We start from the raw sequence: 13,418 nt of genomic DNA, 5'->3' as shown, positions 1-13,418 counted from the left end.
TTTTGAACAGCTAAGTTAGTTAAAAACGAAGTGATGAGAAAACTAAAATTAGACGAATTAGGTCGCGTTTCTGCGGAAGAATATAAAGCTATTGAAAAACACCCGATTGTTGTGGTGTTGGATAATGTGAGAAGTATGCACAATGTTGGTGCAGTTTTTAGAACTTCGGATGCATTTTTAATTGATAAAATTTATTTGTGTGGAATTACAGCAACTCCACCTCATAAAGAAATTCATAAAACGGCCATTGGTGCAGAAAATTCTGTTGATTGGGAATATGTGAAAGATTCGAATGAATTGGTTGCTAAATTAAAAGAAGATGGTTATCAAATTGTAACGATTGAACAAACGGAAGGTTCTGTTTTGTTAAATGAATTTGAAGTTGACCAATCTCAGAAATATGCAATTGTGATGGGAAATGAGGTTGATGGTGTGCAACAATCAATCATTGATCAATGTGATACGTGTATCGAAATTCCACAATCAGGAACAAAACATTCGCTTAATGTTTCGGTTTGTACAGGAATTATTTTATGGAAATGGTATGAAAGTTTTATGAAATAGCGTTAAGCAAAAATATAAACTCCAACTTTTCATCAAGTTGGAGTTTTTTGTTATTAAAAATTCACCGAAACATTAATCCATTCTGGATCAAAATCTGCGTTATATTTTTTATAGAAATTAATTGCAGGTTCATTCCAATCCAGAACTTGCCAAACCATTCCGTGGTAATTATTCGCTTTTCCATAAACAATTAATTCATCCAATAATAATTTACCAATTCCAGAACCGCGCATTTTTTCGGTTACAATCAAATCCTCCAAATATAATCTGCGTCCTTTCCAAGTCGAATAACGATCGTAATGCAACGCAATTCCTTCCACATTTCCGTCCACTTCTGCAACCAAAGAACCCCAAACTGGTTTATCTCCAAACCCGCATTCTTCCATTTCTTCTAAGGTTACCGTTACTTCGTCTGGTGCTTTTTCGTATAAAGCTAATTCGTGAATTAACTCTAAAATTCGAGGACAATCTTCTTTTCTTGCTTCTCGTATTGTTACATTTTTCATTATTGTGTGATGTTATTTAGTTATTCGTTATTCGAGACTAGAAATTAGTTATCTAGTTTACGAAACGTAGAATTCATTATTTTTTGTCATTCTGAATATAGCTTCAGCGAAATGAAGAATCTATAGATTCCTCCATTCGTCGGAATAACAAATTCGCTAATTTTTGATGAGATACTGAAACGAGTTCAGCATGACAATTTCTCTAAATTCGAGCTTCGTATTTCTAACTTCGTACTTAAATCGTCATTCCAATTTCGATTCCTTTGATACGACGATATAATTCTGTTGCGTAATTATCAGTCATTCCCGAAACATAATCCAAAATTCCCATTACCTTTTGATACTTTGTTCCTTTCTCATATAAAAACTGAGCAGGAACTAAACGCAAGGCTTTTTTCTCAAACGTTTTGCGTTCTTTTTCATCTTTTAAAATTGGAGGAATAAATTGCGAAAGCAATTCTGACATTACATTATAACCTGCATTTTCAATTTCGAGAACAGAACGATGATTATAAATATTTTCAATCGAGAAACGTTGAATTTCGTCTAAAACTCGTTTCGTTACTTGTTCCGTTTCATTTTTAATCACATCTAATAACGCCGTTTTAAATTCTCCTTTTACAATTTGATCAAAATTATTTTGGTAAACTTCAACCGATTTTTGCGTCAATAAATTAATTGATTTTGCACGTAAATAGGCTATTCGATCATTTTTATCTGAAATTGATTTTAATGTATTTTTTGTTTTATCAATTTGAGATGGATCTAAAGATTCAACTAAATTCAAAAATAATTTTCGGCATTTATCATGATCAATAATTCCTAAACGTTGCGAATCTTCGACATCGATAATCGAATAACAAATATCGTCAGCCGCCTCTACCAACCACACAAACGGATGTCGCTTGTAAATAATTGGTGAATCTTGTTCCAAAATCATATTCGTTTTTTCAGCAATTGTTCGGAAAGCTTCCTTTTGCGCCTGAAAAAATCCAAATTTCTTACGATGCAATTGATTTTTATCTTTTGCAACCGATTCACATGGATATTTTGCAATCGCAGCCAATGTTGAATACGTCAAACGTAAACCACCTTCCGATTTTCCGTTTTGTTGTTGTGTTAAAATTCGAATTGCATTTGCGTTTCCTTCAAAATTGATTAAATCAGCCCATTCGGCTTCAGTAAAATATTGTTTCAAATCTGTTTCATGGCGATCAAAATAAGAAGCAATTGCATCTTCGCCCGAATGTCCAAAAGCTGGATTTCCGATATCGTGACACAAACATGCCGCTGAAATAACATCGTGAATACTATATTTATAAAATTCTTGTGATTCTTTTGTTAATTTATAATTTTCGGAAATAAACTTTCCTACCAAATTTCCCATCGAGCGTCCAACAGACGAAACCTCTAACGAATGCGTCAATCGATTGTGGACAAATACACTTCCTGGCAAAGGAAAAACTTGCGTTTTGTTCTGCAAACGACGAAAGGCAGACGAAAAAATAATACGATCATAATCACGCTGATATTCTGATCTCGCATCCGACGTATCGTTTGTATTGCTGCGTTGATTGGTGTAAATATGATTGAGAAGTTCCATAAACTGATTTAGAAAACGAATTTAACGAATAATGTTCAGTCATAAAAAAATCCGAACGGTTTCGTTCGGATTTTTGGGTTTATTCGTGAAATTTTAAAAGATTTTTCATTCTTTCTGTAATATATTCATCTTGAAGAAAATTTGCTTCATTAAAGTTTAAATCAAACTTATATTGAACAGCTAACTCTTTTAGAATTTCAATTTCAGCTTTTATCTCTCCTTCAAACCAGTTGTCCCAAGCAAACAAAATTATTTTTTCATTTTTAGCTAATTTGTAAAAGTCGAAATCAATTGATTTATCAAAAATTTCATCATCATATTCACAAATAATTTTCCATTTATCTTTTACTAATTCATTAATAATTAAATAAAAAATATCAGTTTCAATATTTGTGACAATTTTAAAATTCATTAATCAAAATAGTATTTCTACCAACTACCAGATGCTCCTCCGCCTCCGAAGCTTCCGCCTCCGAAACCACCAAAGCCGCCTCCGCCACCAGATGATCCACCCCAAGAACTACCTCCTGAGCCGAAACCTCCGCCACCGAAAACAGAACTTCCTGTGTTCATAATGATAATATCATCTAACAAACTTCTTCGTCTGCCACCATTTCCTCCATTATTTCCTCCTTTACCTTTCGAAATAATAATAAAGATAAAAATGAAAAATCCTATGGCAAAAATCAATGCAAGCCAATCCATTTCTGGTTCTTGCGATTTTGGTTTGTCTTGCTTATATTTTCCTGCAAAAGCTTGAAAAATAGAATTGACTCCAGCATTTATTCCACCAGCATAATCACCTTGTTTGAAATACGGAATAATAACATTGTCAATAATCGATTTGTTGACACTTGGCGGTAAATAAATTTGAGCTCCATAACCTGTTCTAATCGTAATCTTACGATCTTGTTCACTTAAAACAATTACAACTCCATTATCTTTTCCTTGTGTACCAACTTTCCATTTTTCACCAATATCATTTGCAAACATTTCTAACGGATAACCATCTAGAGACTTCACTGTTAATACCAAAATTTGAGTAGATGTTGAATCATCATAGGCTACTAATTTTCGTTCTAATTCATCCAATTGCATTGCATCAAAAACATGTGCATAATCTTGCACAAGCTTTTTAGGCGGATGTTCCATCTTCACCAATTCATCCGGTGTCTGCCCAAAAACGGTTAAAATTGAAAGAAAAAAAGTTAGAAAAAAGTATTTAACTGTAGCTAATTTCATCTGGTAATTCGTTTGTATCATCCTCTTGATAAGGAAAATATTTTTTAAGTGCTTTGCCTGTTTTTTTTATTCCTTCACAAAGCCCTTTTACATAATGTTCTTTTTTGAAATGCTTGATGACCTCTTCTTTTATATCATCCCAAAAATCATCTGGTGTCACTTGATCAATTCCTTTATCACCAATAATTGTAAAGTTATGATCGGTTGGTGAAACATGAAACAACACACCATTTCTATCTTTGGTTTTGTGCATTTCCAATTGCTCGAAAACTTCTAAAGCTTTGTCAAAATGATTGGGAGAAGATTCGAATTCAATATGAACTCGAATTTCCCCACTTGTATTTTTCTCCGCTTTTTGGATGGCTTCGATTATTTTTTTTTCATCTTTAGAGGAAAGAAATTTATGTTTCTTATTTCCCATAATGATTAGAATTCTACTTTAGGAGCATTCTCAGATCCTGCAGCAGCTTTGAAATAACCTTTTTTCGTAGCACCTGTAAAACCAGCGATTAAGCTGTTAGGGAAAGTTACAATCATGTTGTTAAATTTCTCTGCAGCATCGTTGTATTTTTTTCTTTCAAATAAAACTTCTTGTTCGATAGAAGATAATTCTGCTTGTAAAGAAGTAAAGTTTTGATTGAATTTAATATCTGGATACTTTTCAACAGAAACCAATAAGCGGCTTAATGTAGATCCTAATTGATCTTGAGCTTGTTGAAATTTCGCAATATTTGCATCTGTTAATTGACTTGGATCATCAATTTTAATTTGATTAGAAGTCGCTTTTGCACGTGCATCAATCACAGCTGTTAACGTTTCTTTTTCCATATTCGCAGCACCTTTTACCGTGTTCACTAAATTTGGAACTAAATCTGAACGTTTTTGATATGTATTTTCTACATTCGACCATTGTTTTTGCACACCTTGGTCTGTTGTTTTGATCGTATTCGAAACTCCAATTCCCCAGAAAACGATTCCTGCAAGAAGTAAAAGAATCACTCCGCCAATAAGACATCCTTTGTTTTTCATAGTATTTTTAATTTATTATTACGTAAAAATAGTGTTTTTTAAACAATATTTTATCAAAAATAAAACCGAGCTTATTTCTAAACTCGGCTTTAATATTTTTTGGATTTTAAGCGTTTAATTTAATAATGTTTTCGCCCAACTTTCTTCAATCGGTAATAACCAATTTTGCTTAAAATCATTCAAAGAAGAAATTCCATTATTGAAAACTTTTACATTTTTGATTTCTCCTTCTTTTACTTTTTGTTTGAATGTTGGTAATTTTTCGATAAAAACTTCCTGTTCATTTTCATACGAAACTAACATTCTGTTCAATAAATCGAACGAATAATCTGCATCAATTTCGCGTACGATTTTCGTTAATTTATCGATAGAACAACCACTTGCTGTCGCTTGATTTTCGTCTACACCAACTACAATAAATTGATCATAAGGTAAATCAAAATCAGCTAAAAGTTCAGCGCCATGCGCATTCCAATCCGCTATAAAAGTATTTAGTTTAGCTGTAATAGCTTGCTTTTCTTCTGTTGAGAATTTACGATTGGCTTGAAAAATCCAAATTCTTGAATCGTCTGCTAAATTCATTTTCTCTTTGTTTAAAATTTGTGTTTCAAAGATACGGAAATTTTAGATGTTAGATGTTAGATGTTAGATGTTAGATGTTAGATGTTAGATGTTAGAAAGCTAAAATTTTTACATAAAAAAGCCATCTCAAAGAGATGGCTTTTTTATATTATTTTTATAAATTCGATTATAAATCTTTCGCTTCCATAATCAATTCAGCTAAGTCTTTTACCATAACCGTTGATTCTTTTTCGAAGTGTTTTACACCGTCTGTCATCATTGTATTACAAAATGGACAACCTGTTGCGATAATGTGCGGCTCTTTCTCTAAAGCCTCTTCTGTACGTTCTACATTGATGTCTTTGTTTCCTTTTTCTGGTTCTTTGAACATCTGCGCTCCACCAGCACCACAACATAATCCACGTGTTTTGCAACGTTTCATTTCGACTAATTCGGCATCTAATTTTTCGATTAATTCGCGAGGCGCTTCGTACACATCGTTACCGCGACCTAAATAACAAGGATCGTGGAAAGTGATTCGTCTTCCTTTGAACGTTTCAGAACCTTCTAATTTCAATTTACCTTCGTTGATTAACTGCTGTAAATATTGAGAATGATGCAAAACTTCATACTCTCCACCTAAACTTGGATATTCATTTTTCAACGTATTGAAACAATGTGGACAAGTTGTAACGATCTTTTTCACTTCGTAAGCATTCAGAACTTCAATATTCATCATAGCTTGCATTTGGAAAACAAATTCGTTACCAGCACGCTTTGCAGGATCACCTGTACACGATTCTTCTGTTCCTAAAACGGCGAATTCTACGCCAATATTATTTAAAATTTTAACGAATGCTCGTGTTATTTTTTTAGCTCTGTCATCAAAACTTCCGGCGCAACCAACCCAAAACAAAACTTCTGGTTGTTTGCCTTCGGCCATATATTGAGCCATTGTTTTAACTGTAATATTTGACATATTTTTTTGTAGTCTTTGTGTTATTTGAATGGATTTAGTTTAATGTTTTCCATCATCAAAAACTTGAATCGAAACATTTTTTTCAACCAAATCTGTAAATTTACCATTGTATCGTGTCGCTTTTACTAAATGGTTGTCAACCCAATGATAATTTCCTCCACGAGGTTTTCCCATTAAAAGTCCATGGTATTTGAAACCATGTTTTTTCAACCAAATTTCTGTGTACTCACGATGTTCTTCTGTACGTGATGTAAAAAATGTGATAATATGTCCTTCGTCGTACCATTTGTTTAATGTTTCTAAAGCATCTGGATATAATTCTGCTGTTAGCATACGTTCTGGTTCTTCGTTTGGAATATCATCGCAAATTGTTCCATCAATGTCAATTAAATAATTTTTAACATTTTCTGGTAAAATAGGACTTACTCTTTCTCCGTTTTCAATTTTTTCCTCTAAGAAATTTTCCATGTGTGCTGTGTTTGTGTGTTATGTACAAAAATTAATAGTTCTTTGAGAATGAGTAATTGTATTTTACAATTTTAATCGTTTGCCCAATTCAATCTATCCGCATTGTTAAATTGCCAAGGAGCTCCATTATTTTCGACATTTGTCATCATCATGTTCAACTCGTTTGGTGCAGCAGATTGTTCCATTACCAAATAACGACGTAAATCAACAATAATTGATAACGGATCGATATTTACTGGACAAGCCTGTGTACATGCATTACAAGATGTACATGCCCATAATTCTTCTGGTGAAATGTAATCGTTGACAAGCATTTTACCATCATCCACAAAACTTCCGTTTGCATCGATGTTTTTACTTACTTCTTCTAAACGATCACGAGTATCCATCATAATTTTTCGAGGAGATAATTTTTTCCCTGTCAAATTTGCTGGACATTCAGATGTACAACGCCCACACTCCGTACATGTGTAGGCATTCAATAATTGTACTCTGTTTAAATCAAAAATATCTTTTGCTCCAAATGTTTCTGGCTCTCCCTGTGGTTCGGCAGGTGCTGCGTAAGGATCTGCATTTGGATCCATCATCATTTTTACCTCATCTGTTACAGATTGTAAATTATTGAATTCTCCTTTTGGTTCTAACTTAGAAAACCATGTATTTGGAAAAGCCAAAATGATGTGTAAATGTTTTGAATAATACAAATAATTTAAGAAAAAGAAAATTCCGATGATATGAAACCACCAAGCTGCTCTTTCTATAATTGTAATAAATGTGATGTCGTTGAATTGACTAATAATTGGTGCTGTTAACCAAGAAGAAATTGGAAAAGATCCTGTTTCGATATAATGAGGTGCACCCATTTTTTGTAACACTTGATCTGCACCATTCATTGTAAATAAAGCCAACATAAATGCAACCTCCATAATTAGGATATAATTAGCATCGTCTTTTGCCCAGCCTTTCATTTCTGGTTTCCAAAAACGTCCAACTTTTACAAAGTTTCTTCTACAGAAGAAAATGATACACGAAACCATCACCAAAAAGGCTAAAATCTCGAAAAACCCTATCATTCCGTTATAGAAACCTCCTAAGAAACTTAGAATACGGTGTGTTCCGAATACACCATCGATGATAATTTCTAATACTTCGATATTGATTAAAACAAATCCTACATAAACAAAAACATGTAGAATACCAGCAAGAGGACGAACAGTCATTTTACCTTGTCCTAAAGCCACACGAGCCATCGTTTTCCACCTTTCCGCAGGATGATCGAAACGATCTATTTCTTTCCCTAATTTGATGTTACGTATAAGTTTCTTTACGTTTTGCGCAAAGAACCAAATACTTCCTATCATAATTAGAAGAAAGATTACATTTGGAATGTACTTCATCATTTTTTATTAGTCTTTTTGTGAGTTTTGAGTATTTAAATTTTAGTTTTGATTTTATGGCTGAACTGGTTGCTTTTTACCAAAAACAGAGATGTTCACATAACGACTTGGGTTTTTCTTTAAGTCTGTTACCAATTCATTCATATTTTTGATTGTTGCTTCAAGTTCGTTAGCAAGCGTTTCATCTTTTGCTAATTTTCCTAAAGAACCTTTTCCATTATTCATATCTTCTAACAATGTATTTAAGTTTTTAGACGCATTTTCAAAATTCTTAATCACTTGATCTAATTCTAACGCGTTTAATTTATCCGCAGTTTTTCCAAATTTGTCAACCGTAGCTTTTGCAGAAGCCATTGTAGCACTTGCATTGTTAAGCGTTGTGTTCAATGTCTTTTCGTTTGTTTTGATCAAATTATTTGCACTATTTGATGTTGCAGTCAACGATTGCGCTGTTTTGTCGAACGAATCAATTGTATGATTCAAGTTTCTCAACATTGCTTTAATATCTTGTTGAGTTGACGGATCCAAAACATTGTTTACACTTCCTAATGTTTGATTAAAACTTAATAAAACACTATCTAACTTTGCTTGTGTTGGCGTTAATTGTTTCGTCAAACCATCTAACATTCCGCCTGCAATACGACCTTGTAAATAATCACCATCTTTTGCTACATCTGGTCCATAGTCTAATAAAAGTCTAACTTCTGGTCCAGACATAATTCCTGGTTCGTAAATTTCTGCAATTGTTTTTTTCGAAAATTGAATATCTTTTTCGACAGAAATCACGACTTCAAAATAGATAGGTTTTGCAGTATCTATAATTTTAATTTCTTTCACCTGACCAACTCTCAAACCGTTTACAGAAACAGGTTTAGAAGGAGCTAATCCGCTTACATTTTCGTATTTTACAGTAAACAAACGTCCTGATGAAAAAATATTTTGACCTTTTAAGAAATTGAATAGCATGAAAAAACCTACTAAGGTTAAGATGGTAACAACTCCTATTTTTAATTCTTTAGATAACTTCACTTGTTATGATTTTATGCAAAAATAAAATTTAATTTGTAAAGAAACATTTTATATTACGTTTACATTGGTTCTTCACCATTAAATGTAACGATAAAGGCGTTTCTAAAACCTTTGTCTTGTACTTGTTTCAATGTTTTTTGAGCAGATTCCATTGTTTTATCAGAGCCATAATAATATTTCTGAAGTCCACCTTCTTTTACTCGCAACACATTTGTCAATCCATTAAATTTTTCGTCTTTGTCTTTATATTTTTTATTTGATGTCATAAACTGAACACGATAATTTTTACCACCTTCTAATTTTTTATTCGTTTCAAATTCTACAATTTTTGCACCAGAAAATCCTTTACGTTTTACCGTTTGCAACAAATCATCTGCACGAGATTGTAAATCTGTTTCTCCGTAATAATACACGTAATTATCACCTTCCTGAATTACATCTAAATCTGTTAAACCTCTTAATTGCGGCGAAGTTGAAGAAAATTTCATTTTAGACTCCATTACCCTTACCTTCAATTTTTTTCCTTCTACAGGTTTTTCAACTTTTTTAACTGGTTTAGGTTTTTCGTCCTCGTCCTCTACTCCACTTCTACGATCATATTCTTTTTTGAATTGTTTAAAAGCTTCATAAATTGTAGTCGTCGTTTTATCTTTTCCTTCGTCTGATGCTAAAAATGTTCCTTCATCATAATTCGAAATAAATCCTAACTCTACCAAAACAGAAGGAGAAGCATTTCCTCTCAACACGTGAAAATTTGCTTGTTTAACACCTCTACTTTTTCTGAAATCACGATTTACGAAACCTTTTTCTACCAAATCTGCAAAACGAATAGATTGTTCTTTATAAGCTGCATTCATAATCTCAAAAGCGATAACCGCTTCCGGATCATTTGGATTAAATTTTTCGTAACGTTCTTGATCTTTCTCTAAAAACACAACCGAGTTTTCACGTTTAGAAACTTCATCTGTTTCGTTAGATCGTTTCAATCCCATTACAAATGTTTCTGTTCCTGTTGCGCTTTTGTTATCAGCCGAATTACAGTGAATCGAGACAAATAAATTCGCATGATTATCATTTGAAATTCGTGTACGTTCCCATAATTCTAAAAAAATATCTGTATCACGTGTTAAAACAACTTTAACATCTTTGTGATTTTTCTTAATTAACTCCGCTAATCTTTTCGAAACATCTAACGTGATATTCTTTTCATAATCAGCGACTCCCCTTGCTCCAGCATCATGTCCACCATGACCAGCATCAATAACAATTACAAAATTTTGCTTTTTTTGTGCAAATGAAAATGTAGAAAATACCATCATCATCGCAAAAAATAAATACTTTTGTATGTTAATCATTTTTAAACTCATACTATAGGTTTGTTTTTTTGATTAATTTTGACGCAATTTATAAAAAATAAGTTTTTCAATTTGTTTACAAAGGCAATTAAATCGATTTTATTTTTTAGTCCAGTTATGGTTTGCACCGTTTCTTTTGGACAAGTTAAGCAAAATAATAACGATAAAGATCACTCTAAGATAGTTTCTGATTCTGTAAAATTAGATACTATTATCCCTGTAAAAGAGAAATTAGAGTTTGTGGTAGAGCACAATTCCGAGGACGAAATACATAATCGTAAAAAACGTATGACTTACCTTTTGCGTAAGGCACATGTAGTTTACGGCGATATGACTATTGATGCAGATTATATCGAACTAAATTGGGATACAGGTGATGTATATGCCGAAGGTAAGCGCGATTCTATTGGGAATATTATTGAAAAAACTAAGTTTACACAAGGTCAACAAGAAATTTTGCAAGATGCTTTCAAAGTAAATTTCAAAACGAAAGTTGGAATTGCATATAACATTCGCATGACGCAAGAAGATGGAATCATCATTGCTGATAAAGCGAAGCGTGTCAATGATTCGGTAATGTTGTTAAAACGTGCCGATTTTACAACGGATACTTATTTTAAAGAAGGAAAAGATACTCGACCAGATTATTTTCTTCGCGCCAAAGAAGGAAAAATGATTGATAAAAATGGTAAGAAAACATTAATTACCGGACCTATCAATATGTGGATTTATGACGTACCAACGCCCTTAGCATTGCCATTTGGTTACATCCCAGCGATGGGTGCAAAACGTGCCGCAGGTATTTTGATGCCTCGCCCAGGTGAGCGTACAAATCTTGGTTTCTTTATCGAAGATTTAGGGTTTTATGTTCCATTTGGAGATAATTTTGATTTAAAACTTTCGGGAGATATCTATACAAAAGGTAGTTGGGCTACTAGAGCCGAGTCTACCTATAAAAAACGTTACAAATACAATGGGCGACTTGCAGCGAATGTAGAAAATCGCTTAACTGGTATCAAAGGTCTTACAGAAGGCTCTAATGCCTTTTCTAAACAAAGTATGTTTGGTGTTATGTGGTCACATAGCCAAGATCCGAAAGCAAATCCATATTGGTTATTCAATGCCAATGTTAACTTTTCGAGTTCGAAATATTACCGTGAATCTGTACGAAATCAATACATTAATACTGGACAAGTTTTTACAAACAACGTTAACTCGTCTATTAACTTAACAAAAAACTTTGAGAATGCTCCACTAACAGCTCAGTTGAGTATGTCGCACTCTCAAAATTACAATACTGGAGATATTAACATTGCATTTCCTCGTTTCAACTTGACTATGTCTCGTATTTTCCCGTTTGCAAAGAAAAATATGCCAAAAGAAGGTTTAATTCAGAATCTTGGTTTAACGTATAGTATGCAAGCTGGAAATGAAGTTAACACCAACGACAAAGACATCTTTACAGACAAAATGTGGAAAGATCAAATGCGAATGGGTGCGAATCACAAAATTGGTTTGCAGACAGGTATTACACTTGCTAATTATTTCCCATTAACACTTTCTTCTGACTATAATGAAGTTTGGGGTGATAATCGTTTGATTAAAAATTACAATTCTGTTAACGGAAAAATAGAGGACACAACATTGAAAGGATTCAATTCATATCGAACATTTAATTTCAATGCTTCTGTTTCAACTAATATTTATGGATTATATCTTAATCCAAATAAAGATGCTAAGATTTTAGGAATTCAGCACGTGATTACACCATCTATTGGTTATAGTTATACGCCGGATTTCCAAAGTCAATCTTGGGGATATTACAAAGCTTATCAAAACCAAAATCAAGAAGAAGTTTGGTACAATCAATATCAAAACATGTTGTATGGTGTATCAATTCCTGGTTTGACAAATTCATTAAACTTTGGAATTTCGAACAACTTAGAGATGAAAGTAAAAGATGCAAATGACCCGAAAGGTTTCAAAAAAGTAAAGATATTTGAATATTTACGTTTGAGTTCATCTTATAACTTCTCTGCAGATGAATTTAAACTTTCTCCAATCAGTATTAACGGAATGACATCTTTGTTTGATAGAAAAGTAAACGTACAATTTTCGTCAACTGTTAATCCATATAAAATTCAACGTTACATGAATGCTGAAGGAAGTGAAGTTGCTCAATACATTGATGAACTTGGCTTAGGAAATCTTCGTATTTCGAATATGACATTAGGAACTGGTTATACATTTGACAATAGTACATTTGGCGGAAAACGTTTCGATGCCAAGAACTATAAAAAACGTGGAACAGTTCGTGATGAAAATTTCTATTATGACAGCGATAATTATGCGCAATTTGCTATTCCTTGGAGTTTAACAGCTAATTTAAGTTATAATTATAGCAAAGGAACAGAACGAAAAGGAAGTAGCACAGGTTCTATTGCAATGAATGGTAAAATTTCGCCAACACCATATTGGGCAATTTCTGCAAATGCAACTTACGATTTCATCAAAAGTGAAATAACTTATGTACGTTTTGGTTTTGAAAGAGATTTACGAAGCTTTACCTTATCATTCAACTGGACACCAATGGGAACATATAAAAGTTATGATTTCTTTATCGGAATCAAAGCATCAATCTTACAAGATTTAAAATACAACGATAGATCAAGACTTAATTACTAA

At 32.9% G+C, this 13,418-nt stretch carries 14 protein-coding genes; 2 read left to right on the top strand and 12 right to left on the bottom strand.

Annotated elements, in window-relative coordinates; genetic code table 11:
- Positions 1-33 precede the first annotated feature (33 nt).
- On the top strand, positions 34-564 hold the full coding sequence (locus B4E59_RS02325; RefSeq protein WP_125348748.1) for an RNA methyltransferase: 531 nt from the start codon (positions 34-36) through the stop codon (positions 562-564).
- A gap of 53 nt (positions 565-617) precedes the next feature.
- Here the strand turns inward: B4E59_RS02325 and B4E59_RS02320 are convergent, their stop codons facing one another.
- From B4E59_RS02320 to B4E59_RS02265, 12 genes are all read right to left on the bottom strand, one after another.
- On the bottom strand, positions 618-1,070 hold the full coding sequence (locus tag B4E59_RS02320; protein WP_115001464.1) for a GNAT family N-acetyltransferase: 453 nt from the start codon (positions 1,068-1,070) through the stop codon (positions 618-620).
- Between the two features lie 235 nt (positions 1,071-1,305).
- The gene (locus B4E59_RS02315) at positions 1,306-2,673 is read right to left on the bottom strand and encodes a deoxyguanosinetriphosphate triphosphohydrolase (protein ID WP_286494676.1); all 1,368 of its coding nucleotides are present in this window, start codon (positions 2,671-2,673) and stop codon (positions 1,306-1,308) included.
- A 79-nt stretch (positions 2,674-2,752) separates the two neighbouring features.
- Positions 2,753-3,085 (bottom strand): hypothetical protein, encoded by a 333-nt coding sequence (locus B4E59_RS02310; RefSeq protein ID WP_221854340.1) that lies wholly within the window; start codon positions 3,083-3,085, stop codon positions 2,753-2,755.
- A 17-nt stretch (positions 3,086-3,102) separates the two neighbouring features.
- Positions 3,103-3,915 carry a TPM domain-containing protein gene (locus B4E59_RS02305; RefSeq protein WP_280036030.1) on the bottom strand — a complete coding sequence of 271 codons (813 nt, stop codon included), beginning with the start codon at positions 3,913-3,915 and terminating at the stop codon, positions 3,103-3,105.
- The gene (locus B4E59_RS02300; RefSeq protein ID WP_286494678.1) at positions 3,896-4,336 is read right to left on the bottom strand and encodes a TPM domain-containing protein; all 441 of its coding nucleotides are present in this window, start codon (positions 4,334-4,336) and stop codon (positions 3,896-3,898) included. The genes B4E59_RS02305 and B4E59_RS02300 overlap by 20 nt, the downstream gene beginning before the upstream one ends.
- 5 nt (positions 4,337-4,341) lie before the next feature.
- The gene (locus tag B4E59_RS02295; RefSeq protein ID WP_180904995.1) at positions 4,342-4,944 is read right to left on the bottom strand and encodes a LemA family protein; all 603 of its coding nucleotides are present in this window, start codon (positions 4,942-4,944) and stop codon (positions 4,342-4,344) included.
- A gap of 114 nt (positions 4,945-5,058) precedes the next feature.
- Positions 5,059-5,526 carry an ABC transporter ATPase gene (locus tag B4E59_RS02290; protein WP_125348739.1) on the bottom strand — a complete coding sequence of 156 codons (468 nt, stop codon included), beginning with the start codon at positions 5,524-5,526 and terminating at the stop codon, positions 5,059-5,061.
- A gap of 166 nt (positions 5,527-5,692) precedes the next feature.
- The gene (locus tag B4E59_RS02285; protein WP_038332021.1) at positions 5,693-6,484 is read right to left on the bottom strand and encodes a (Fe-S)-binding protein; all 792 of its coding nucleotides are present in this window, start codon (positions 6,482-6,484) and stop codon (positions 5,693-5,695) included.
- Between the two features lie 39 nt (positions 6,485-6,523).
- Entirely contained in the window at positions 6,524-6,952 is a 429-nt protein-coding gene (locus B4E59_RS02280) for an LNS2 domain-containing protein (RefSeq protein WP_125348737.1), read from the bottom strand.
- Between the two features lie 71 nt (positions 6,953-7,023).
- Positions 7,024-8,349, bottom strand: a complete 1,326-nt coding sequence (locus tag B4E59_RS02275; RefSeq protein WP_185144083.1) for a 4Fe-4S dicluster domain-containing protein — start codon at positions 8,347-8,349, stop codon at positions 7,024-7,026.
- A gap of 54 nt (positions 8,350-8,403) precedes the next feature.
- Positions 8,404-9,378: an MlaD family protein gene (locus tag B4E59_RS02270; RefSeq protein WP_038332017.1), complete on the bottom strand. Its 975-nt coding sequence runs from the start codon at positions 9,376-9,378 to the stop codon at positions 8,404-8,406.
- A 59-nt stretch (positions 9,379-9,437) separates the two neighbouring features.
- Complete coding sequence (locus B4E59_RS02265) at positions 9,438-10,733, bottom strand: N-acetylmuramoyl-L-alanine amidase family protein (RefSeq protein ID WP_257467976.1); 1,296 nt, start codon at positions 10,731-10,733, stop codon at positions 9,438-9,440.
- Between the two features lie 72 nt (positions 10,734-10,805).
- Between B4E59_RS02265 and B4E59_RS02260 the strand changes: the two genes are divergently transcribed.
- Complete coding sequence (locus tag B4E59_RS02260; protein ID WP_219033626.1) at positions 10,806-13,418, top strand: putative LPS assembly protein LptD; 2,613 nt, start codon at positions 10,806-10,808, stop codon at positions 13,416-13,418.

Source organism: Empedobacter sp. UBA2044, assembly GCF_002333005.1.
Lineage (GTDB): Bacteria > Bacteroidota > Bacteroidia > Flavobacteriales > Weeksellaceae > Empedobacter > Empedobacter falsenii_B.
Note: the sequence above shows the minus strand (reverse complement) of the source record. Positions and strands in the feature narration are given on the sequence as shown.

Coding starts and splice junctions, on each gene's coding strand:
- B4E59_RS02325 (WP_125348748.1), top strand. CDS start 34: ATGAGAAAACTAAAATTAGACGAATTAGGTCGCGTTTCTGCGGAAGAA.
- B4E59_RS02320 (WP_115001464.1), bottom strand. CDS start 1,070: ATGAAAAATGTAACAATACGAGAAGCAAGAAAAGAAGATTGTCCTCGA.
- B4E59_RS02315 (WP_286494676.1), bottom strand. CDS start 2,673: ATGGAACTTCTCAATCATATTTACACCAATCAACGCAGCAATACAAAC.
- B4E59_RS02310 (WP_221854340.1), bottom strand. CDS start 3,085: ATGAATTTTAAAATTGTCACAAATATTGAAACTGATATTTTTTATTTA.
- B4E59_RS02305 (WP_280036030.1), bottom strand. CDS start 3,915: ATGAAATTAGCTACAGTTAAATACTTTTTTCTAACTTTTTTTCTTTCA.
- B4E59_RS02300 (WP_286494678.1), bottom strand. CDS start 4,336: ATGGGAAATAAGAAACATAAATTTCTTTCCTCTAAAGATGAAAAAAAA.
- B4E59_RS02295 (WP_180904995.1), bottom strand. CDS start 4,944: ATGAAAAACAAAGGATGTCTTATTGGCGGAGTGATTCTTTTACTTCTT.
- B4E59_RS02290 (WP_125348739.1), bottom strand. CDS start 5,526: ATGAATTTAGCAGACGATTCAAGAATTTGGATTTTTCAAGCCAATCGT.
- B4E59_RS02285 (WP_038332021.1), bottom strand. CDS start 6,484: ATGTCAAATATTACAGTTAAAACAATGGCTCAATATATGGCCGAAGGC.
- B4E59_RS02280 (WP_125348737.1), bottom strand. CDS start 6,952: ATGGAAAATTTCTTAGAGGAAAAAATTGAAAACGGAGAAAGAGTAAGT.
- B4E59_RS02275 (WP_185144083.1), bottom strand. CDS start 8,349: ATGAAGTACATTCCAAATGTAATCTTTCTTCTAATTATGATAGGAAGT.
- B4E59_RS02265 (WP_257467976.1), bottom strand. CDS start 10,733: ATGATTAACATACAAAAGTATTTATTTTTTGCGATGATGATGGTATTT.